The sequence below is a fragment of the Enterococcus sp. AZ149 genome (assembly GCF_051714285.1).
Taxonomy (GTDB): Bacteria; Bacillota; Bacilli; order Lactobacillales; family Enterococcaceae; genus Enterococcus_D; species Enterococcus_D entomosocium.
Genome location: NZ_JBIORO010000001.1, coordinates 3,156,326 through 3,178,254, shown reverse-complemented (window position 1 = coordinate 3,178,254; position 21,929 = coordinate 3,156,326). Strand labels below are relative to the sequence as shown.

17 protein-coding genes and 1 other annotated feature are annotated in these 21,929 nt (G+C 44.8%); of the genes, 11 read left to right on the top strand and 6 right to left on the bottom strand.

Annotated features, from left to right (window positions below):
* The first annotated feature begins 165 nt into the window (after positions 1-165).
* Both IGI94_RS14660 and leuS read left to right on the top strand, forming a co-directional pair.
* A complete protein-coding gene (locus tag IGI94_RS14660; protein ID WP_086372400.1) occupies positions 166-1,866 on the top strand; it encodes a muramidase family protein in 1,701 nt (566 codons plus the stop codon).
* Between the two features lie 42 nt (positions 1,867-1,908).
* Positions 1,909-2,128: a binding site (T-box leader), on the top strand.
* An 86-nt stretch (positions 2,129-2,214) separates the two neighbouring features.
* Positions 2,215-4,629 carry a leucine--tRNA ligase gene (gene leuS, locus IGI94_RS14655; protein WP_438899922.1) on the top strand — a complete coding sequence of 805 codons (2,415 nt, stop codon included), beginning with the start codon at positions 2,215-2,217 and terminating at the stop codon, positions 4,627-4,629.
* 53 nt (positions 4,630-4,682) lie between these two features.
* On the opposite strand, the gene IGI94_RS14650 is transcribed toward leuS, so the two are convergent.
* Positions 4,683-4,913 (bottom strand): hypothetical protein, encoded by a 231-nt coding sequence (locus IGI94_RS14650; RefSeq protein WP_005233376.1) that lies wholly within the window; start codon positions 4,911-4,913, stop codon positions 4,683-4,685.
* A 220-nt stretch (positions 4,914-5,133) separates the two neighbouring features.
* On the opposite strand from IGI94_RS14650, the gene IGI94_RS14645 reads away from it, so the two are divergent.
* The gene (locus IGI94_RS14645; protein ID WP_008382014.1) at positions 5,134-5,433 is read left to right on the top strand and encodes a DUF5960 family protein; all 300 of its coding nucleotides are present in this window, start codon (positions 5,134-5,136) and stop codon (positions 5,431-5,433) included.
* 72 nt (positions 5,434-5,505) lie between these two features.
* Here the strand turns inward: IGI94_RS14645 and murE are convergent, their stop codons facing one another.
* A complete protein-coding gene (gene murE, locus IGI94_RS14640; protein ID WP_438899921.1) occupies positions 5,506-7,026 on the bottom strand; it encodes a UDP-N-acetylmuramyl-tripeptide synthetase in 1,521 nt (506 codons plus the stop codon).
* A gap of 199 nt (positions 7,027-7,225) precedes the next feature.
* Between murE and IGI94_RS14635 the strand changes: the two genes are divergently transcribed.
* The 3 genes from IGI94_RS14635 to IGI94_RS14625 all read left to right on the top strand — a co-directional run bounded on the left by IGI94_RS14635 (position 7,226) and on the right by IGI94_RS14625 (position 10,879).
* Positions 7,226-8,872 (top strand): putative polysaccharide biosynthesis protein, encoded by a 1,647-nt coding sequence (locus IGI94_RS14635; protein ID WP_008382016.1) that lies wholly within the window; start codon positions 7,226-7,228, stop codon positions 8,870-8,872.
* A gap of 69 nt (positions 8,873-8,941) precedes the next feature.
* Positions 8,942-9,661 carry a pseudouridine synthase gene (locus IGI94_RS14630; protein ID WP_008382017.1) on the top strand — a complete coding sequence of 240 codons (720 nt, stop codon included), beginning with the start codon at positions 8,942-8,944 and terminating at the stop codon, positions 9,659-9,661.
* 141 nt (positions 9,662-9,802) lie between these two features.
* Entirely contained in the window at positions 9,803-10,879 is a 1,077-nt protein-coding gene (locus tag IGI94_RS14625) for a peptidoglycan DD-metalloendopeptidase family protein (protein ID WP_438899920.1), read from the top strand.
* 96 nt (positions 10,880-10,975) lie between these two features.
* On the opposite strand, the gene IGI94_RS14620 is transcribed toward IGI94_RS14625, so the two are convergent.
* Positions 10,976-11,830 carry an RluA family pseudouridine synthase gene (locus IGI94_RS14620; protein ID WP_194188304.1) on the bottom strand — a complete coding sequence of 285 codons (855 nt, stop codon included), beginning with the start codon at positions 11,828-11,830 and terminating at the stop codon, positions 10,976-10,978.
* A gap of 191 nt (positions 11,831-12,021) precedes the next feature.
* Between IGI94_RS14620 and IGI94_RS14615 the strand changes: the two genes are divergently transcribed.
* From IGI94_RS14615 to IGI94_RS14595, 5 genes are all read left to right on the top strand, one after another.
* Positions 12,022-14,184, top strand: a complete 2,163-nt coding sequence (locus tag IGI94_RS14615) for a PBP1A family penicillin-binding protein (RefSeq protein ID WP_438899919.1) — start codon at positions 12,022-12,024, stop codon at positions 14,182-14,184.
* Positions 14,185-14,254: 70 nt separating this feature from the next.
* Positions 14,255-14,596: a YlbF family regulator gene (locus tag IGI94_RS14610; protein ID WP_244732551.1), complete on the top strand. Its 342-nt coding sequence runs from the start codon at positions 14,255-14,257 to the stop codon at positions 14,594-14,596.
* Between the two features lie 193 nt (positions 14,597-14,789).
* On the top strand, positions 14,790-15,974 hold the full coding sequence (locus IGI94_RS14605; RefSeq protein WP_438899918.1) for a metallophosphoesterase family protein: 1,185 nt from the start codon (positions 14,790-14,792) through the stop codon (positions 15,972-15,974).
* A gap of 2 nt (positions 15,975-15,976) precedes the next feature.
* The gene (locus tag IGI94_RS14600) at positions 15,977-18,652 is read left to right on the top strand and encodes an AAA family ATPase (protein ID WP_438899917.1); all 2,676 of its coding nucleotides are present in this window, start codon (positions 15,977-15,979) and stop codon (positions 18,650-18,652) included.
* Between the two features lie 16 nt (positions 18,653-18,668).
* On the top strand, positions 18,669-19,613 hold the full coding sequence (locus IGI94_RS14595; RefSeq protein WP_034872173.1) for a 3'-5' exoribonuclease YhaM family protein: 945 nt from the start codon (positions 18,669-18,671) through the stop codon (positions 19,611-19,613).
* 169 nt (positions 19,614-19,782) lie between these two features.
* Here IGI94_RS14595 and IGI94_RS14590 read toward each other — a convergent pair whose 3' ends face one another.
* The 3 genes from IGI94_RS14590 to IGI94_RS14580 all read right to left on the bottom strand — a co-directional run bounded on the left by IGI94_RS14590 (position 19,783) and on the right by IGI94_RS14580 (position 21,733).
* On the bottom strand, positions 19,783-20,817 hold the full coding sequence (locus IGI94_RS14590; protein WP_061053367.1) for a peptidylprolyl isomerase: 1,035 nt from the start codon (positions 20,815-20,817) through the stop codon (positions 19,783-19,785).
* A 115-nt stretch (positions 20,818-20,932) separates the two neighbouring features.
* The gene (locus tag IGI94_RS14585) at positions 20,933-21,307 is read right to left on the bottom strand and encodes a YtxH domain-containing protein (protein WP_005227717.1); all 375 of its coding nucleotides are present in this window, start codon (positions 21,305-21,307) and stop codon (positions 20,933-20,935) included.
* The gene (locus tag IGI94_RS14580; protein ID WP_005233401.1) at positions 21,308-21,733 is read right to left on the bottom strand and encodes an HIT family protein; all 426 of its coding nucleotides are present in this window, start codon (positions 21,731-21,733) and stop codon (positions 21,308-21,310) included. It abuts the gene before it with no gap.
* Positions 21,734-21,929 lie beyond the last annotated feature (196 nt).

The following is a 21,929-nucleotide window of genomic DNA, read 5'->3' as shown; positions in this document are numbered from 1 at the left end:
TATTTTTCGTTGGGTTAAATACAAACTCTTCATTTCAATAAATGTTCGTTTGATTACAAAGAGTTTACAGTTTCTGAAATCGGCTCAAATACCTTTTATAAATTCTTAAGAAATTGTATACTAAACCTACGTTCACTATAAGGAAAAAACGGAGGAATAACGGACATGAACACGAGTCAATCAAGAAAAGTACATCGTCAAGCAGACCAATCGGGCGATAAGTATCGAGTGATCAAAAAAAGTGCAGTTGTTTTAGGAACGACACTGACTGCTTGCTCTGTTGTAGCTCCATTGGTGTCATCGGTTCAAGCAGAAGCCGTAGAGACCTCGATCGCCCAAGTTTCTACTAGCAATTTTGCCGCGCCGAATACTTCCGCATTTATTGCCGAAATCGCTACTTACGCTCAGCCCGTGGCACAAGCCAACGATTTATATGCTTCTGTGATGATCGCACAAGCCATTTTAGAAAGTGGTTGGGGCCGAAGCAGTTTATCAAAAGCACCGAATTATAATCTATTCGGGATCAAAGGCAGCTACAACGGTCAAACCGTTTATATGAGTACTTTGGAGTACTTGAACAATCAATGGTTGACTATGAATGAACCCTTTAAGCGCTACCCATCATACACGCAATCATTCGAAGATAACGCACGTACTTTACGCTCAACCTCTTTACAAAGCGGCGTTTCATATTATTCTGGCGCTTGGAAGAGCAATACGACTTCATATCTTGATGCAACCGCATGGCTAGCAGGCCGCTATGCGACTGCACCAAATTATGCTTCTTCCCTGAATGCAGTGATCCAACAATTTGGTTTGACGCAATACGACACACCTGCTTCTGGCAATGCCGGTGGTGGTGCCACAGCTAGCGCATCAACCAATACTACGACTACAACGGCGGCTGTCAGCACGAGCGGCAGTCAAACCTATACAGTCGCTTCGGGCGATTCTGTATGGTCGATCGCTAACAAACATGGGATCTCAATGGATCAGTTGCGCAGCTTGAACAACATCAAAAATGATTTTGTTTATCCAGGGCAAACGTTGAAAGTTAACGGCAGCACCCAAAGTACTTCGGCAACTTCTACGGTATCGATCGTCAATCGTAATACTTCAGCAACTACATCAGGCAACACCTATACCGTAGTTTCTGGTGATTCAGTCTGGTCGATCGCCAATAAACATGGGATTTCAATGGATCAATTCCGCAGTTTGAACAATATCAAAAATGACTTTGTCTACCCAGGACAAAAAGTTGTCGTCAGCGGTGGTTCGTCTACGAATACCAGCAGTACCACGACCGTCAGCACTGCATCAACTGCTAGCCAAAGCAGTGGCGGTACCTATACAGTGGCAGCGGGTGATTCAGTCTGGTCGATCGCCAACAAACATGGGATCTCCATGGATCAATTTCGCAGTTTGAACAATATCAAAAATGATTTTGTCTACCCAGGACAAAAAGTTGTCGTAAGTGGTAGTTCCGCAACGAGGACAAGTACAACAACGAGCACGACCGTCAGCAGCCAAACCAGCAGCAGTGCTGCAGGCAACACCTATACGGTGGCAGCGGGTGATTCAGTCTGGTCAGTTGCCAATAAACACGGGATTTCGATGGACCAATTCCGCAACTGGAACAACATCAAAAATGATTTTATCTATCCAGGACAAAAGGTGGTCGTCAAGCAAGGCGGCACAACAGCTACTACCAGCACTTCAGCGACAAATGGTACTTACAAGGTCGCATCGGGTGATTCCGTTTGGGGGATCGCAGATAAGTTTGGCATCACGACGGATCAATTTATTCAATGGAACAATATTCAAAATAACTTTATTTACCCAGGACAAACAGTTAGGGTAAAATAGATTGCTATTCCTAATGATTTTTGTTAGGATAAGTGCAAAGAAACTTTCACGTTTGAGAAGGAATAGTAGAAGTACGGTGGGACTTTTAGAGAGTGCATGGTTGGTGGAAATGCACAGCACACCTTTCGAACTCGTCTTCGAGTGATATCTGACTGAACCTGATTTGGCTAGGCAGATACGGCGATGGCCGTTAAAACATCGAGGTCTGCTTTTTTGAGGAGCAGATAAACTTAGGTGGTACCACGTTGATAACGTCCTATAAAAATCATAGCGATTTTTATAGGACTTTTTTTAAGTTTTGCTGGTTGATTTGACGAGCAAAGCACCAATTTTTAGGAGGAGTCCATCGTGAATTACAATCACAAAGAAATCGAAAAAAAATGGCAAAAATATTGGGCAAAGAAAAATGAGTTCAACACCCATGATGAGCCGGACAAACCAAAATTTTATGCGCTAGATATGTTCCCATATCCATCCGGACAAGGATTACATGTCGGACATCCAGAAGGCTATACGGCTACGGATATCTTGAGCCGCTTCAAACGCAGCCAAGGGTACAATGTACTGCACCCAATGGGCTGGGATGCCTTTGGTCTGCCTGCCGAACAATATGCACTAGATACAGGAAATGATCCAGCGGAATTTACGAAGAAAAATATTGAGACCTTCCGCCGTCAAATCAATGCGCTAGGGTTCAGCTATGACTGGAATCGTGAAATCAATACGACAGATCCTGAATATTACAAGTGGACGCAATGGATCTTTACCAAGCTTTATGAAAAAGGGTTAGCTTATGAAGCCGAAGTTCCGGTAAATTGGGTACCAGAGCTTGGAACTGTGATCGCCAATGAAGAAGTCATTGACGGCAAGAGCGAACGGGGCGGCTATGATGTGATCCGCAAACCGATGCGCCAATGGATGCTAAAAATCACGGCATATGCTGATCGTTTGTTGGACGATTTAGAAGAAGTTGATTGGCCAGAAAGCATCAAAGAAATGCAACGCAATTGGATCGGACGTTCTGTCGGAGCCAACGTAACGTTTAAAGTGGCAGGGATGGAAAAAGACTTTACCGTCTTTACGACTCGCCCAGATACCTTGTTTGGTGCGACCTACGCTGTATTGGCACCAGAACATGAGCTAGTGGCTCAAATCACTACCCCAGAACAAAAAGCAGCCATTGATGCCTATGTAGAAGAAGCATCGAAAAAATCTGATTTGAACCGAACAGATTTGGCCAAAGAAAAAACCGGTGTCTTCACTGGTGCCTATGCCATCAATCCCGTGAATGGCAAAGAGATCCCGATTTGGATCGCCGATTACGTTTTGGCTTCTTATGGAACAGGTGCGATCATGGCGGTTCCTGCCCATGACGAACGTGACCACGAATTTGCCAAAACATTTGGCTTAGAGATCATTCCTGTATTGGCAGGGGGCAACGTGGAAGAATCTGCCTATACCGAAGATGGACTGCATATCAATTCAGACTTTTTGGATGGGCTAGACAAAGAGACAGCCATCGAAAAAATGGTTGCATGGTTGGAAGAAAATCACGTTGGGAAAAAAGAAGTCAGCTATCGTCTTCGCGATTGGTTGTTCTCTCGTCAACGGTATTGGGGGGAACCAATCCCAATCATCCATTGGGAAGATGGGACGACCACAGCGCTTTCTGAAGATCAGCTGCCGTTGCGTTTGCCAAAAACCGACAATATCAAACCAAGCGGTACCGGTGAATCACCATTAGCCAATGTCACGGATTGGGTCAATGTCACCGATCCAGAAACTGGGAAAAAAGGACGTCGCGAAACCAATACGATGCCGCAGTGGGCTGGAAGCTCATGGTACTTCTTGCGCTTTATTGATCCTCATAATAAGTCTGTTTTGGCAGACTATGATAAATTGAAGCGCTGGATGCCAGTCGATATTTATATCGGTGGCGCGGAGCACGCTGTCTTGCACTTGCTCTATGCTCGCTTCTGGCATAAATTCTTGTATGATATCGGTGTTGTGCCAACGAAAGAACCATTTGAAAAATTGTTTAACCAAGGGATGATCCTTGGGGAAAACAATGAAAAAATGTCGAAATCCCGCGGCAATGTCGTTAATCCTGATGATGTCGTCAACCAGTACGGTGCGGATACTTTGCGTCTATATGAAATGTTCATGGGCCCACTGGATGCATCGATTGCCTGGAATGAGAATGGCCTCGAAGGCAGTCGCAAATTCTTGGATCGTGTGTGGCGCTTGATCGTCGATGAAAATGGCAAAATGCGCGACCGCATCACGACATTCAACGATGGCAAATTGTCGAAAGTTTACCATCAAACAGTTAAGAAAGTGACGGAAGATTATGAGCAGCTGCATTTCAATACGGCGATTTCCCAATTGATGGTCTTCGTCAATGAAGCCTATAAAGCCGATGCCTTGCCTTACGAATATGTCGAAGGATTTGTGCAGCTATTGGCTCCGATCGCACCGCATATCGGGGAAGAGCTCTGGTCGATCCTCGGAAATGACAATGGGATCTCTTATGTGCCATGGCCAACCTATGACGAAAGTGCCCTAGTGGAAGATGAGATCGAAGTCGTCTTTCAAGTCAACGGCAAAGTTCGTGCCAAAGCAATGGTTCCAGCAGACGCGGAAAAAGCAGTGCTTGAACAATTGGCCCAAGAAAACGAACTTGTCCAAGAACAGCTCCAAGGAAAAACGATCCGCAAAGTGATCGTCGTACCCAATAAATTGGTCAATATCGTTGCAAACTAAACGCTAAAAAAGTAGCTGCCTAACAGGTCAATGGTCTGTTAGGCAGCTTTTTGTTATTTTTTGCGAATGATACCATAGAACAAAGCGGCTGTTGCGACCAATGGAATCAAGATCACTAGTAGAAAGCCGTTTGGATACGTAGCGCGAGTGAAAATTTCTGATGAAGCATCACTTCCGCCAAATAGATGATTGGAAATCATGAACTGAGCCATCATAGCAACGATTGCGACAAAACCAATTGCAGCACCAGTACCGACGAATAATTTTTTCTTTGCGTTGTTCATTACATTTGCCCCTTTTATAGTCTCTATGTATCATTATACAAAATTTGGATACGTGTTCAATCTGATTTTGTCAAATAATTGATTCGTAATACACTTGAAATGTTTCTGACATATTTAAGCGCTAAAAAAGCCAAATTTCCGCTTGTTAGCGATCATATTATTCGCTGATCCTCACAGACTCTCGTATAATAAAGAAAGAGAAAAGAAAGAGGGGACTTACATGGAGTATCAATCATTTGAAGGCCAAACGGCTTTTTTTGAAGATTATGCACGGATTGCCAAACCTGGCTATGAAGAAGAGGCAGTCACTGCCGATGTCTTGGAACAGTTGAATCAACAATTAACAGAAGAAGAGCTGTTTTACCGTTTAGCAGCCGAAGATGCCAAAGAAGGGCAAGTCTTTTTGTTTCCTTTCAGCAAGCGAATGTTTACCGAAGACCTTGACGCTGCCATTTCAACAGAATTCCGTTATGATGGCGCACCCTATGTCTATGAGACTTACGAAGATGAACAACCTTAATCACACAGGAAAAAAGCTTTCAGATGATTTAATGGATCATCTGAAAGCTTTTTTTGTTGAGACAACTTGTTGCTATTGGTGCTTGGCTTGCTGCTGCGCTAAGGTCAAGTCACCGATGTAAGGGACTTTTTTTCCAGCGACTTTCAAGTATTGTTCGGCGCCTTTGCCCGCAATAATCACGATATCACGACCGTCTGCTTCAGCGATCGCCAATTTGACGGCTTGAGCCCGATCCATCTCATGAATGATGGCAACTTCAGGATTGGTGATAGCATCTGCAATTTCTTTTGCGATCGCAGCTGCTTCTTCAAAATCAGGATCATCGCTGGTCAGGTAGACTTTGTCCGCATATTCTCCTAGCGCTCGTCCCATATCTGCTCGGCGAGATTGGGCTTTTCCGCCAGCACTGCCAGTGACAAAAAGCAGGCGGCCATCTGGGCGTAATTGACGGGCAAGTTCACTTAATGATTGGAAGCTCAGGTAATTGTGGGCATAGTCAACGATCATGACGGCGCCATTTTCTTTTTCTAAAACGATCATTCGTCCAGGGATGATCACTGTCGGCAGGACTTTCTGAGCGTCCTTACGAGAGGCACCCGCTAAGCAGGCAGCCAAAATCGCCGCTGCGGCATTCTCATGGTTGAAAGAACCTAAGATCCCCAGTTGATATTCACCAGAGACCTGCAAGACATCAGAAGCAGCTGTCAGGGCAAAACTCTTTAGGTCCATTCCTTCTTGGACGACATAATCGGCGTCTGAACGTCCGTAGGTGATATAAGGAACTTGATGGACTTCACAAGTTTCTCGCAGCAAGTGGTAGTGATCGCTTTGACGATTTAAAATCATTTGTTTGCTGTTGCGAATCAGTTCCCGTTTGCAGTAAAGATAATCATCATAAGTTGGATGTTCCACCGGTCCAATGTGATCAGGTGAAATATTCAAGAACGCGCCAATATCAAATGTAATGCCGGCTACCCGTTTGGTTTTATAGGCTTGAGAAGAAACCTCCATCACAAGATGGGTCATGCCGTTTGCAACAGCCTCAGCCATCATTTTATAAAGATCCAGTGTTTCGGGAGTCGTCAACACTGCTTCATTAAAGGTTTTTCCATCGACTGAGTTTTCCTCAGATGAAAAGAATGCTACTTTTTGACTCGTCGATTCTGCTAAAATCGCCCGAGCAAAATAGGCGCAGCTGGTTTTGCCTTTTGTGCCAGTGATGCCGATGGTCACCAGCTGTTCTTGCGGGTTGCCATAAAACGCTTGAGCGATCACTGCCATCGTTTCTCGAATGTCCGTAACAATGATCCCGTAGGTTGCGAAGTTGTCATAGGGCGTTTCTGAGATATAGCACTGAATGCCTTGATCAATGGCGGCGGCTAGGTAGCTTTCTTTAAAAGAAGCCCCTTTACAGAAAAAAAGCGTCGCCGCATCGGCTGTTCGTGAGTCGTAGCTTAATGAGGTAAAGGCAAGATCAGTCATTTCTTGCGGCACGGTATAAACCCAATCAGTGGGGGTGATGATTTCTTTTAATAGGTTTTCCTGCAATAAGAGCTTGCGGATCTGGGGCACGGTAATGAGTTCCTTTTGCATCGTTGTTCTCCTTCATTCCTCTAAAGATTTCTCTTATTATAGCATAACTCCTAAAAACCGCCGTTTGGGAGGGAAAAGTTTTCTTTTTTTTCTCCTTATTTTGAAGAAACTTTAAGATGTTGCAAAAATAGATTGCGACCAACCCTTTTTCGAATTAAAATGGAAGGGATATGTTTGTAGAAAGTTGGAGATAATGGCGATGGATAATCACATGCGTTCAGTGTCAAAAGAATTAACTACACAAGAAAAAATGGCTCAAGGATCTGCTTGGATGACGATGGGAAATATCGGCTCACGTTTGCTTGGCGCCATTTACATTTTACCCTGGTATTATTGGATGGGGGCAAATGCCGATAAAGCAAATGCGTTATTTGGAATGGGCTATAATGTTTACGCCTTATTTTTAATGATCTCAACTGCTGGGATCCCATCGGCAATTGCCAAACAGATTTCTTTTTATAATTCTCGCCAAGAATACCGCACGAGCCAGAAGCTCTTTTTAAGAGCCTTCCAATTGATGGCAGGCTTTGGCGTGGTGACCGCCGGCATCATGTATTTGGCAGCTCCATGGTTGGCAACGGCTTCAGGTGGCGGGGAAGAATTGATTCCTGCAATGCGCTCATTGAGCATTGCACTATTGGTCTTTCCTTGTATGAGTGTTATGCGAGGATACTTCCAAGGGAACCAAGACATGAAACCTTTTGCGATCTCGCAAGTTGTCGAACAAATCGCCCGCGTCTGCTATATGCTTTTGGCGACCTTCATCATTATGCGGGTCATCGAAGGCGAATACACGGCAGCTGTGACGCAATCGACTTTTGCCGCCTTTATCGGTGTCTTAGCCAGTATTTTGGTTTTAGGCTATTACTTCCAAAAGCAACGGGTGCGGATGGATGTCTTAGTCGATATGAGCAAAGAAGAAACCGTGTTGCAAACCAAAGAATTGGTTTTAGCGACCATCAAAGAAGCGATCCCTTTTATTATCGTTGGTTCTGGGATCACGATTTTAAAATTGGTGGATCAGTACACCTTTGTGCGGATCATGAGTAGTTTTACTGAATTTTCAAATGACCAGCTCTTAGAATTAATGGCGATTTTCGGTAGCAACCCTGATAAGCTGACGATGGTGGTTATCGGATTAGCTACTTCCATGGCTTCAACGGGACTGCCTTTGATCAGTGAAGCAGTCGCCAAAAAAGACAAAAAGAACTTAGCCAAATTGATCAGCAACAACTTGCAATTGTATTCCTTTGTAATGTTCCCAGCGACATTTGGGATGATCGTATTGTCTTATCCCTTATACACCTTGTTTTATCGTCCAGATGCGTTAGGGGCGAGCGTCTTAGTCGCTGCCTGTCTGTCTGGATTGGTCTTAGGTTTATTTATGCTTAGTTCCAGTATGCTGCAAGGGATGTACCACAACAAAGAAGCCGTTGTCTTCTTCTTTGTAGGGTTGCTGGTGAAGTTGATCCTGCAGTATCCAGCGATTCGGTTGTTCCAAGTATATGGCCCATTGGTTTCCACGACGATTGCTTTAGGGATCGTCTGCTGGCTGAACATTCGCAAGATGATTCGCAAAGGCCATTTCAATGTAAACTTAACGTTGCGACGGACGTTATTGATTGGCGCGATGACGATCATTATGGTGATCGCAGCGTTGATCGCCCGCCAACTCTTTGGTCTCATCTTTAGCTCGGAAAGAAAAGTCCAAGCCTTTATCTTGAGCTTGCTAGTAGCAGGAGTCGGTGGCAGTGTGTACATCTACATTGCGCTGAAATTGCGTTTAGCTGAAAAACTACTCGGCTCATCAATGGTTCGTTTACGCCAGAAATTACACATCAAATAAAACTAGAAGCAGCCGCTGAGCCTCCTTTGCGAGACCTTGGCGGCTGTTTTATATGAAAGGAAGAAACCGATGCGTTTAGACAAGTTTTTAGCGGATATGGGCTATGGCTCCCGCAAAGAAGTGAAACAGTTGATCAAAAAAGGTCTCGTGACCGTCAATGGACAAGTCATCAAGAGTGACAAAGCGCAAGTACTAGAAACACAAGATACCGTTTGTTTTGAGGGGGAACCCATCGTCTATCAAAGCCAGTTTTATTATTTGCTGAATAAACCCGCTGGAGTGATTTCGGCAACCGTCGATTCCTATGAAGAGACGGTCTTAGATTTGTTTTCTGAAGAAGCGTTTCGCGAAGATTTGTTTCCAGTAGGACGGTTAGATAAAGACACCGAAGGCTTTTTACTGATTACGAACGATGGCGGATTGGCGCATCAATTATTGTCGCCTAAGAAGCATGTGGAAAAAGAATATTATGCCCAAGTCGAGGGAATCATGACAGCGGAGGATCAAAAAACCTTTGCCAAAGGCATCAAATTAGACGGCGAGTGGACCTTGCCGGCTGAACTGCAGATCCTCAACGTCGATGAAGACGAAACGCGCAGCGAAATCAAACTGATCCTCCATGAAGGCAAGTTTCATCAAGTCAAACGGATGGTCCATGCAGTAGGAAAAGAAGTCGTTTATTTGAAACGGATTCGCATGGGAGGCCTGTCCCTGCCAGATGATTTGGCATTAGGCGAGTATCGGGAATTGACTCCTGAGGAATTGGCGAAGCTGCAAGAGCGAGGATAAGACGATCGGCGAGCTAAAGAAATTCTTATGAAAGTTGTTATTCGGCTGCAATATTTGTAAAAAAAGCCCGTTTTATAGGTGATTTACATGAAAGTTTGCAACAATAGACTTTAAACTGTTGGAAAAACCCTCTTTTTTTTCATGAATAAGCATGTTAAAGTAGCCAAGCTACTAAAAAAAGAAGGAGTTACCTCATTGAAGAAAAAGATTTTTTTATTGCTCGCCCTTACGTTGCCGCTTTTCCAGCCAGCTATCAGTTATGCTGCTGAAACCAAGAGCAGCGAGGAACTGACGGTTTTGACCACAGAACTAGCCTCTTATGAAGACGAAGTCACCACCAGCCAACAGAAAGTCACAGCGTTGGAAAGTCAATTAGCGGATTATCAGGAAGAATTAAGCCAATTGGCAGAAGAAAGCAAGGAAGTTCAAACGCAGATCACTGCACTGAATGATCAAAAAGCCCAGCACCAAGGAAGCCAAGCGCAAAGCAGTCTGGTAGTCGATGGACCGCAAGCCACGATCCAGCAACTACGCAAGTTTAGTGAACAACAAGCGGCTTTACGGGAAGTGAACCAACAATTGGCGGAAAAAGAAGCCGAACAACAACGAATCACTTCGTACCAAACCTTGACGCAAGCCCAATTAGTACATAGCGAAGAACAATTAGCAACAGCCAAAAAAGAATTGCAGTCCCAACAAGAGCAGCTGCAGCAGGCGCAAGCCCAAGTGCAAGACCTACAAGAAAAAGTGGAGCAAGAAGCAAAAGCAGCTGAAGAAGCGAAACAAAAAGCCAAAGAAGCAGCGGAGAAAGCGGCAGCCAGTGAATTTTCACTGCCAATCACTGGCTCCGTGTCGATCTCCAGCGGTTTTGGTACTCGAGCAGACCCGACTGGGTTTTCAGGGACGCAGCATGACGGGATCGACTTCACAGGTCAAGCGGGGGAGAAGATCGTCGCCGCTCGTGATGGACAGGTAGAAGATGCTGGCTATGGCCCAAGCACTGGAAATTACGTGATTTTGGCTCACGATAATGGCTTTTACTCGTATTATTTTCATTTAACAGCTGTCAGTGTCTCAAAGGGGGCGACCGTTGCAGTCGGCGACCAAGTCGGTACGATGGGGACGACTGGAAATTCGACAGGCGTCCATCTGCACTTTGGACTGAGTAAGACGATGTGGTCAGATTTCGTTGATCCAGCAGCTTACTTACCGCTATAAACCAAAATACCAAGTAGAAGCATGGAGAAAATCATCTGAAACCAAAAAGCATGACTGACAAGAGGGATTCCTCAAGTAGTCATGCTTTTTGGTTGCTTACCACAAGCCCGGTTGAGCGATGATCACTAACTGTTCTTTGGTAAAAGGATGCTCTAGATGCAATTCGTAGCCATGCAGCAGCAAACGTGGCGCTGGTTTGTTTTGGTAAAGCGGGTCGCCAACGACTGGATGACCGATGCTGGCAAGGTGGACGCGAATTTGGTGGGTCCTACCAGTTTCTAACACACAATACACATTGGTTGTCTTTTGTTGGGCGTGAGCGATGGTTACATGGGTGACGGCTGACTGACCGTTGCGGGAGTCAATGATCCGCTTGCGACGATCGTGACGGTCACGACCGATTTTTTTGGCGATCGTTTGATCTTGCGTAAGTTTCCCCCAAACAGTGGCTTGATAGCGACGGAAAATCTGTTTGTTTTCCAGCATTCGGCCCAAGATCGGCAACACCAAAGGATTTTTTGCAAATAAAACCACACCGCTGGTTTCTTTGTCTAGACGATGGACCACATAAGGCTGCTGCTGTTTCGGCGCAAGGTAAGCAGCTGCATCATTCAACAGAGTATCTGCTTCTAATGGCTGATTTGGGTGCGTCTTGACCCCGGCAGGCTTGTTCAGCACCAATAAGTGTTCATCTTCAAAAAGTACGTCGACTTTGTCCGCTTGGCCTAACTGGATCGGCTGGTAGCTGTAATCACTGTCTTCAATGATCAAAGTGATTTGATCACCCCCACGAACTTCTTGATGAAACATCGCGGGCTGCTGATTGACGGCCACATTTTTCCGTGTGCGCAGAAAATGGCGCACTTTTCGTGGAACGAGCCACTCCTGTTCCAACAAATCGCGAAGCGGCATGGGCGGGTGATTTTCGGGTAAAGTCATGGTGTATTCCATAATAACGTCCTTTCTTTGCTATTCGCTACCGACTATTATAGCATCTTTAAGCTTTTCTTATAAAAAAAACAATAAAAAACAGAGTATTCAATGCTAGAATAATAAAGCATTCTTTTCGAATGAAATTACGTCTAGAGCCGTATAACAAAGAAAGTCATTTATGCTACACTTAACCAAAGGAGCGTGAAGTAATGGATTGGAAACACATCCTTCACAAAATAAAGACCGGTTGGCTGACCTTTTGGCGCTGGTTAAAACCGTATTTGCAGCAATTTCATCAATGGCGCAAGCGGGTTTGGAAAAAATACCACGTAAATAAAATTTTTATTTTACTTAGTTTAGTTGCTATCTTAATCATGAGCGGGTATTTATTTTATATCGCCAAAAATACGAAAGTCAGTGAATTAGAGTCAGGTCTGAAAGAATCGACGGTGATTTTTGATGCCAATGGTGATGAAGCAGGGCAGTTGTACTCGCAAAAAGGCACGTACGTTTCTCTTGATTCCATCTCCAGTGATGTGGTCAACGCCTTGATCTCAACCGAAGACCGCAACTTCTATAATCACCACGGGTTTGATATCAAAGGGATCGCTCGGGCAGCCCTACGTATGCTGGTCAACCGCAGTGCCGAAGGCGGTGGGGGAAGTACCATCACCCAGCAGCTTGCTAAAAATGCCTATCTGTCCTTGGATCAAACCTTTAGTCGAAAAGCCAAGGAGCTTTTCTTAGCGATCGAGATCGAGAAGAAATATTCTAAAGATGAGATTTTAGAAATGTATTTGAACAGTTCCTATTTCGGTAACGGGGTTTGGGGCATTCAAGATGCCTCGCTAAAATATTTCGGTGTCAATGCTTCTGAACTAAGCGTGGGAGAAGCTGCGACGTTGGTGGGGATGCTCAAAGGTCCTTCGATCTATAACCCGATCGACAATCTGGAAAACGCCACGAACCGTCGCGACACCGTCTTGAGTTTGATGGTGGATAACGGCAAGTTGGACCAGTCCGTTGCTGACCAAGAATCACAAGTTGCCTTAGCCAATTTACTTTATGATGGATTTGGCAATTCAGAATCTGGCTATAAGTATCCTTATTATTTCGATGCGGTCATCGACGAAGCCGAATCCTATGGGTTGGACGCCGATGATGTCATGAATCGCGGCTACAAGATCTATACAGCCCTGGATCAAAACTACCAAGCACAAATGGAAGCTGCCTATAAAAACGATGCCTTGTTCCCTGAAAATGCCGCTGATGGCACGATGGTGCAATCTGGCTCTGTTGCACTTGATCCGAATACCGGTGGGGTGCAAGCGGTGGTGGGTCGTCGTGGTGAGCACGTCTTTAGAGGATTTAATTTTGCCACGCAAATGAAACGTTCACCAGGTTCCACGATCAAACCGATCAGCGTCTTCGCCCCTGCCCTAGAAGCTGGGTTTGAACCGGACAGTGTCCTGAAAGACGAGCCCCTTGATTTTTATGATGCTCAAAACTTTGACGGGACCTATGCTGGCGAAGCAGTCATGTACCAAGCCCTCGCCCAAAGTTTGAATCTGCCAGCAGTTTGGCTGCTGCATGAGATCGGCTTAGATCGCGGGTATAGCAAAGCACAAGAATTCGGTCTTTCCTTGACCGAATCCGACAAATATTATGGCTTAGCATTAGGTGGTTTGGAAAAAGGGGAATCTCCAATGACGATGGCAGCAGCGTATGGCGTTTTCGCTAATGGCGGGTATTACTACAAACCGCATTTGATCACCAAAATCGTTGATTCAACTGGTGCCGTGATCGTTGACAATACGTCTGTGCAAGGCAAACGCGTGATTTCTAAAGAGACCGCTGATAAAATGACGAGCATGATGCTAGGAACCTTCTCTAACGGGACGGGGGTTAGTGCTAGTCCGTACGGCTTTACGATCGCCGGTAAGACGGGTACGACAGAGACCAACTTTGATGCTTCTAAGGTCAATGACCAATGGATCGTCGGCTATACTCCTGATATGGTTCTGTCAACCTGGCTAGGATTTGAACATGTGAGTGAAGATCATTACTTAACGGGAACTAGCGGACAAGTTGTTGGGAAAATATTTAAAGCAGAGGCCGAAAGCTTACTGCCTTATAGTCAAGGCACCCAATTCCAAGTTGCAGACGCTTATTGGACAGGCGGAAAATTAATGGCAGCCGATGAGGTACCAGATCCTGATAGCAGTACGTCACAAAATAGCAATGATTGGCAACAAACCATCGATGACTTTGCCGAAAGCGCCAAAGAAGGTATGAAGGAATTCGGCAGCAAGATCAAAGAAGGAACGAAAGAATTGTTTGGCGGCTTGTGGAATTCCATTAGTGGAAATTAAAGGAATTAGGCAACTGCTAGTCTAGAACCTGAGAAGAATGGTATACTAGAAAAAAAGAGGAGGCGTCAAAATGGCAAATATTTATGATACAGCAAACCAATTAGAACGTGAATTACGGGAGTCAGAACAATTTCAAGATCTGAAAGGTTCTTTCGACCGTTTGAAAGCAAATGAAGAAGCGTACACGTTATTCAAAGAGTTTCAAGAGTTGCAACAAAGCCTGCAACAAAAAATGATGGCTGGCGAAGAAATGACGGAAGAAGAAGCGCAAAAAGCCCAAGAATTATCGCAAAAAATTCAACAAGACGGCATCGTTTCTGACTTGATGCAAAAAGAGCAAGCCTTCAGTTTAGTGGCCAATGACTTGAACCGCATCATCATGGGTCCTGTAAGAGATCTATACGAAGCGTAATCGCCAACAAACAAAGACCAAAGAAGCAAGTGAAACTTCAGAGAAACCGGCTGCAACTGCAAGAGTCGTTTCCAAAGAAGTTTCAAAAGCGCTTCTTTGGTTTTTTTTATGAAAAAGGCGAACAAATTTTCGTATTTTGCTGACGAAATGACTGATAAATGTTATGATAGAAGCATTAAGGAGGGAGAAAGAAATGCGATTTTTACATAGTGCAGACCTGCATATCGACCGGTCATTTGAAGGGGTCCATCTGTTATCTGAAAAAGTGAAGACCCAACTCCCTGCTATCAATCAAAAAATCATCCGTAATTTGGTGGATGTTGCTTTAGAAAAAGCGGTCGATTTTGTTTTGCTGGCTGGGGATACATTCCATCAAGCACGGCCGAGTCTAAAAGTGCAGCATGACTTTTTTGCCCAACTGCAACGACTGGGAGAAGCAGAGATCCCAGTCTATATGATTTTCGGCAACCATGATTATTATGATCCGCAACGGTATTGGTTTGCTTTTCCAGAAAACGTCATTCTCTTTTCATCGGAAGAAGTTCAAACGGTACAAGGAACAACGAAAAACGGTGAAACCTATGCAATCAGTGGATTTAGCTACCAACATCCTTGGATCGCTGAAAATAAAGTAACAGAATTTCCCGCAAGAGCAGCGGTGGATTACCATATTGGGCTTTACCACGGGGATCAAGCCGGTGAACGGTATGCCCCCTTTTCAATCAGTGAAATGAAGCAAAAAGGTTATGATTATTGGGGCTTGGGGCACATCCATGTACCTAAGACGCTCTCAGAGCAACCACCGATCCTCTATCCCGGTACGCCTCAAGGAAAGACCAAGAAAGAGCAGGCGACTGGGGTGATTTTGGCAGAATTATCGCCACAAGGACCAACAATCGAGCGCTTGGAGATCGCGGAAATCGCTTGGCAAAAGCAAGTGGTCTCCTTAGCGGATGTGACCGCCTCGAATGCCGTATTGCCAGCGATCATCGAGCGCTTAAAAAGTCCTCGTTCGCGCTTGCTGCATCTGGTGTTGACCGATGTGCAGCAGCTGCCGCCAGATTGGTTTCCAGCTGCGGAAAAAAATGAATGGCTGACCTACCTCAATGAACGGTTGGCACAAACAGAGCCGCTGCAAGTAATCTATGCCCTTGAAGTCGAGCAAGCCAATGAAGACAAGATCGCATTGGCGGTACCACAAGACTATATGCTGCAGTTTTTAGCGATGTATGAGTCACCAGAGATCTTTGCGGACCGACTGTCCGATCTATTGCAGCATCCGCTGATCCAGCGGGGGATCACCCATGAATTATTTCAAGAAGAAGTCTTGCAGCAAGCCAAGCAATTGTTGAAAGACGACTTTCAATGGGAGGAGTAGTCATGAGAATTTTAAAAGCAGAGATTACCGGTTTTGGGAAATACCATGAACAAAGCTTTGCCTTTCATCCGCAAAATCAGCTGCTCTTTGGGCACAACGAGATCGGAAAATCGACGTTGTATCAATTTATTGCCGCCATCTTATTTGGCTTTCCGAAAAAGACAGCCAAGAAAAAAGACTATACCCCCAAAAACGGTGCAGCTTACGGTGGCAAGTTATGGTTGGCTCTGGAACCCTTCGGCGAAGTGATCGTGGAACGCTATCGGCATGTAGACCGCGGTCGTGCCAAAGTCCATGTCGCTGGTCAGACGGTCGATGAGCAATGGCTGGCACAACACCTGCAGCCCCTCAATCGAGCATTGTTCTTCGATGTCTTTACCTTTCAGCAAGAGCAATTGACCCAGATCGATAAGCTAGAAGAAAATGAGCTGCACCAAGCGTTGATTTCTCTGGGAATCAGCGGCAGTCAAAAAATGCTGCAGCAAGTGGCACAATATGAAACCATCAATCAGCAGCAATACAAGCCACGGGGGCAAAAGCTACCTTTGAATCAGGCGTTAAAACAATTAGAAAAACTGCAAAAAACGATTGCGGAAAAGGAAAGCGAAGAAAGCCGCATCCAACAGCAGTATCAGCAGATCGCCCAGTTGCAAGAACAGATCCAAGACTTGCGATACCAGTTTCAAGCATTGAATGAAGCCTATCAGGAAAATCAGCAGCAGCTGAGTCATTGGGGGCTTTATGAAGAGTGGCAGCAAATGGCACCAGCAGATACGTTAGCCGATCCTCAGCAAGTCCAAGCCATCAAACAGTTTTATCAGCAGTATCAGCAGCTGACGGAAGAAATTCGCAAAAAAGAAGCTGAATTAGATCAGTTGGAGCAAGGAAAAGAATCAGATAAGTATTTCTTTTACCTTGATCACGAGCACCAAATCAATCACTTGCTGCAGCAGCAAGTGACGATGGCGCGTTTGGCAGATCGTGAAGCAGCGGCCAATCAACAAGAAGCCGTCGCTATCACGGAGCTGAATCGCTTGATCGAAAAGCGCCAATGGAGCAGAGAATCGCCGCCGCTAGTAACGGCTTCGATCCATGAACAAACCACACGTTTACTACAAGAACGTGTGCAGTTAGAAGAGCTCGAAAAGCGCATGATGCGTTTAGAAGAAAAAGCGCAGCCTTTGCAAGCAACCGCAGCTCGCTTAGAACAGCAGCATCCTCAATTGATTGGCCGCAAGTCGGTTTCTCACCCGCTATGGCCGCTAGGGATCGTCGGTGGGCTACTAGCAGTGATCGGTATCTTTTTGCCGAGTCCGTGGCGCTGGCTTGCTCTAGGTGTGGGGATCGCAGCGATCATTGGCAGTGTTTTGCCGTTGATGAAAGCAGCGCCAAACAAACAGCAAGGCATCAAACAGGAATGGCAGACGGTTCTCATGCAGCTGGATCTGCTGGGCGAAGAGTTGGCGCAGCTGGAAAATGAACAGCAGCAAAAGCAGCAGCAGATTGATCGTGCCCACCAAGCCTTAGCCCCCTTTTTTGGTGATTTGCCGGTGGAAAGCTGGCAGGCGTATCTATTGGCCTATGATGAAGATGTTGCTAGCTATCAAGCCTACTCACAGCAGCGCAAACAAGCCTATCAAGAACGGCAAGCCGTCGCAGAAGGACTGGCCCCCTTTGATGAGCAGTTCCGACCTTATGCTGAGTGGCTGCCGTTGCAAAACAAAACCTTGTTAGAAAAAGCAGCGATTTTGCAGAAATTTCATGAAGAGATGCAAACAATCAAGCTTTCACGACTGCAACAACCTAGCACGCTGCTGGCCCAACAGTTGACCCGCACCCGCAATGAACGCGACCAGCTGCTTTCCCAGGCCAGTGATCTCTTGCAGCAACAAGGCTTAGATCACCCTGCAGAAATCAGCCTCTGGTTGAAGCAATGGGAAGCGGCGCAACGCACGCAGCAGCGAGCAGAAGAATTGGCGGTGATGTTAACACCGATTTATCCTAAACCAGTGACACAAGCAGAATTGCTGCAGCAAAAAGACCAGATCAAGCAGCAGCAAACACAGCTTCAGGCACAAATACAGCAGTTGACGGAGCAAAAACAGCGCTTGGAATTAGAAGCAGCAGCTAGTCAAAAAAATGGCACCTTGAATCAGCTTTATCAAGAAGAAAGTGAGCTAAAGGCGGTCATTGAAGAACTTGCTGTGGCATGGGGGAGTCGTCAGTTGGCGGCTTCGATTTTAACGGATGTCACGACCGAGTTGTCAGAACAGCAATTGCCGCAGCTATTGTCGGCTGCTTCAACCTATTTTGAACAGCTATCAAACGGACGTTATCAAAAGATTCTTTTGGAAAATGGCTTGTTGGTAGCGGCAAATGCCAGCGAGACGTTTTCGATCATCGACCTGTCCACAGGCACGAAGGATCAGTTAATCATGGCGTTACGCTTCGGTTATCTAGCACTGCAAAAAAATCACCCATTGTGTCCAATCATTATTGATGATGGTTGGCTGCATTATGATAGTGTTCGTAAGGAACGGTTTGCCGCACTGTTAAAAGAGTTTGGGCAAAGTTATCAAGTAATTTGTTTGTCTTCTGACCAAGAAATGGTAAGCTATTATCAGAAGTACCAGCAGCCTATCCAGGATCTGAGTAAAGGAAGTGAAAGATTTGGCTGATCGGCCAAATAAGCCCATGAAAAAAATTCGTGAATTAACTGTTGATGAAACGTTTCAACTTTTCTTGCTGATCAAGAATGCCGATGTGCGGATCGCGAAAAACGGCAAAAAATTTATTGCCTTCACCTTTCAAGATACATCCGGCACGATCGACGGAAAGTTCTGGGATGCATCAGATGAAGAAATCGCCCGTTTTGAACCCGGGAAAGTAGTACTGCTAGATGGAAAACGGGAGGTCTACCAAGGCAATCCGCAAGTCAAAATCATGCATTTGCGTTTAGCGAAACCGGAAGAACCCCACGAACCAAGCCAATACATGGAAAAAGCGCCCTTGCGAAAAGAAGAGATGGAAGAAGAAATCAGTCAAACCTTGTTTGAGATCACAAATCCTCACTGGAATCGCATCGTCCGTTTCTTGTTGAACAAGTATAAAAAGGAATTCTTTGATTTTCCAGCTGCGAAGCGCAATCACCATGCCTTCGCCAGTGGATTGGCGTATCATACGACAACTATGCTGCGCTTAGGAAAAGCGATCGTCAAAGAGTACCCTGAATTGAATGCTTCACTACTGTATGCGGGTATCATTTTGCATGATTTAGGAAAAGTGATCGAGTTGACAGGTCCGATGACGACAGAGTATACCTTGGCGGGGAATCTAGTAGGGCATTTGGTCTTAGTGGATGAAGAAATCACGCAAGCCTGTATGGCTTTGAAATTTGATGACAAAGAAGAAGATATCGTTGTTTTGCGGCATATGGTTTTAGCCCACCATGGCTTATTAGAATATGGGTCACCTGTTCGCCCCCGCATAATGGAAGCGGAGATCCTCCATCAAATCGATAATTTGGATGCTTCCATGCAAATGATGCTGACGTCGATTCGTTTAACGGAACCTGGTCAATACACAGACCGAATTTTTGGCATGGACAATCGGAGTTTTTATGTACCGAAAGAAGTGTAGCGGTGACCTTGTAGCACGATCAACCAAAGTGAATGACGGAAAGAACAAAAACCACGCTAGGCTTGCTTAGCGTGGTTTTTCAGATGTTGGAAAAAGTAGCTGAATCGGCAATATTAACCTAATTAGCATAAAAAAAGAAGCGCCGCTACGACGGCACTTCTTTTTTCGTTTATTCAGCAGAAGAATCTGTAGCACTCTCACTCGTTGCAGTAGAATCATCGGTTGCATCAGTAGCAGAAGAATCTGCCGCTGAGCTGTCCGTTGCATCGGTAGCAGAAGAGTCAGCAGTTGAATCTTCTGTTTCGGCCGCTGTGATGTAATCAGAAAGCAAGTCTGCTAAGTCAGAGTCTTTCATTTTCACATTAGCTGCTTGCAATTCTTGACCGATCGTTGCTGCCATAAAGGTTGAATCATTCAACAAAGTGTTTTGAGCAATTTCAGTCAATTCATCTTTGTATTTATCCATATCATTGCCTTTGTCTTGGTTTTTCACCATTTTCACGATATAGTATTCCGTCGTGTAAGTTGACGTGTTGGTTGCAGAGATCACTTCAGAGATTTCACCATCTTTTAAATCAAAAGCGGCTGTTTTTACTTCACTTGGTACAGCTGATGAAGTAGAATCGAATTTGATCGTTCCGCCATCTTCTTTTGTTGCCGCATCCGTTGATTTTTCTTTAGCGATTTCGCCAAAGTCTGCATCATCTTTTTTCGCTTCTTCTAAGACGTCTTTGGCATCATCTTCACTTGCTACTTTGATGATTTGTGCTTCTACTTCAGGGTGGAAAGAATCCCAAGCAGTTTTCATGTCTTCATCAGTGATATCCATGTTGGCTTTTAAGCCTTCACGTAACGCAAGTTGTTGTTTCAATTCTGCACGGTAAGATTTCACCGTATAACCAGAGGCAGTCAATGTTGATTCAAAGGAATCACTGCCGCCATATTGTTCAGCCACATTATTGAATTGTTCGTCGATCATTTCTTCTGTTACGTCATCACCGTATTTTTCATCAAACACTTTTAAGACGATCATTTGACGCAACGCTTGTTGATTTTCTGAACTTGTTTTTGCTTGGTCATAAAAATCTTGAACAGTGATTTTACCGCCCTTCATTGTTGCGATTTCCTCACTTGAGTTACCACAAGCCGCTAATGCAAAAAGACTCATTGCACTGACTGCTACTAAAATTAATTTTTTCTTCATTCGTTTAAGCACTCCTAATTCTAAAAAGATTCATAATAATCACTGCACCTACTATACCACTTCTAGAAATGGTTGGAAAGAAAACAGCGGATGTTTCAAACAAAATTCATAAAAACTACAAATTTTCGATTTGTTTGTCATCCTCGGCGCTTTGGGCTTGAATCGTCGTGATGTGCTGATTCAATTGTTCCATTTGGGTTTTTATCCGAGCAAGGCGCGGTTGTGCTTGGAATTTGAAGGCTTCCAAATCTTTCGTGAAAGATTCGGTCACAACTGGGATCGTTTCGTCGATCGTTTTGCGGGTTACCATCACAGCATCTTTGAGCTGTTTGACACTGTCATTGAATTCTAAGGTCGCTTCTGTCGTGTCATCTAAATAGCGAATCAATTCTTCACGGGTTTCATTGCCGCTTTTTGGTGCAAAAAGCAAACCGCCTAAACCGCCGGCGATGGAACCGAACAAAAGTCCTTTAAGAAAATTACCGATCATTTAGTTCACCTGCTTTCCAATTTTTTCGGCGATTGCCGCCAGCTCTTCCCCCGTGTAATTCTCTGCATGATTGCCAAAATGGATCTTGAAATCATCGTCTTTGCTGTAGCGAGGAATCAAATGGACATGGGAATGGAAGACGGATTGGTACGCCAATTCTTTATTGTTGTTGATGATATTTAAGCCTTCGATCTCAGGGAATGCTTTTTCGATCGCCCGAGCAATCTTAGGGATACGGGCAAAAACCGCTGCTGCCAACGTTTCATCGTACTCGAAAATATCCGTCACATGCGTTTTGGGAATGACCAATGTATGACCAGGGGTGACTTGGGAAATATCTAAAAAGGCATAGACTTGCTCATCCTCGTAGACTTTGTAGCTAGGAATCTCACGATTATTGATTTTACAAAAAATACAATTTTCCATTGTAAAAAACCTCCTTGATCTATTACCTCTACTTTACCATATTTTGCTTTTTTTCGTCTGGTTTCCTCTTTGAAAAAGTCGGAACAAGGCAACTGGTCCTTCAACAAAGGCGCTTTTTTAAAGAAATGCGAAAAGCAAGCGAGAAACGCTTGCATTTAGATTCCAACAACCCTAGACTTAATATCAGAAATCATTT

Bases quoted from the DNA above. Each gene is read 5' to 3' on its own strand.
- IGI94_RS14590 (WP_061053367.1), bottom strand. From the start codon at position 20,817: ATGAAGAAAAAATTAATTTTAGTAGCAGTCAGTGCAATGAGTCTTTTT.
- IGI94_RS14620 (WP_194188304.1), bottom strand. From the start codon at position 11,830: ATGGAATACACCATGACTTTACCCGAAAATCACCCGCCCATGCCGCTT.
- IGI94_RS14585 (WP_005227717.1), bottom strand. From the start codon at position 21,307: ATGATCGGTAATTTTCTTAAAGGACTTTTGTTCGGTTCCATCGCCGGC.
- IGI94_RS14650 (WP_005233376.1), bottom strand. From the start codon at position 4,913: ATGAACAACGCAAAGAAAAAATTATTCGTCGGTACTGGTGCTGCAATT.
- IGI94_RS14595 (WP_034872173.1), top strand. From the start codon at position 18,669: ATGAAAAAAATTCGTGAATTAACTGTTGATGAAACGTTTCAACTTTTC.
- IGI94_RS14610 (WP_244732551.1), top strand. From the start codon at position 14,255: ATGGCAAATATTTATGATACAGCAAACCAATTAGAACGTGAATTACGG.
- IGI94_RS14615 (WP_438899919.1), top strand. From the start codon at position 12,022: ATGGATTGGAAACACATCCTTCACAAAATAAAGACCGGTTGGCTGACC.
- IGI94_RS14605 (WP_438899918.1), top strand. From the start codon at position 14,790: ATGCGATTTTTACATAGTGCAGACCTGCATATCGACCGGTCATTTGAA.
- IGI94_RS14635 (WP_008382016.1), top strand. From the start codon at position 7,226: ATGGATAATCACATGCGTTCAGTGTCAAAAGAATTAACTACACAAGAA.
- murE (WP_438899921.1), bottom strand. From the start codon at position 7,026: ATGCAAAAGGAACTCATTACCGTGCCCCAGATCCGCAAGCTCTTATTG.
- IGI94_RS14625 (WP_438899920.1), top strand. From the start codon at position 9,803: ATGAATAAGCATGTTAAAGTAGCCAAGCTACTAAAAAAAGAAGGAGTT.
- IGI94_RS14645 (WP_008382014.1), top strand. From the start codon at position 5,134: ATGGAGTATCAATCATTTGAAGGCCAAACGGCTTTTTTTGAAGATTAT.
- IGI94_RS14630 (WP_008382017.1), top strand. From the start codon at position 8,942: ATGCGTTTAGACAAGTTTTTAGCGGATATGGGCTATGGCTCCCGCAAA.
- IGI94_RS14660 (WP_086372400.1), top strand. From the start codon at position 166: ATGAACACGAGTCAATCAAGAAAAGTACATCGTCAAGCAGACCAATCG.
- IGI94_RS14580 (WP_005233401.1), bottom strand. From the start codon at position 21,733: ATGGAAAATTGTATTTTTTGTAAAATCAATAATCGTGAGATTCCTAGC.
- IGI94_RS14600 (WP_438899917.1), top strand. From the start codon at position 15,977: ATGAGAATTTTAAAAGCAGAGATTACCGGTTTTGGGAAATACCATGAA.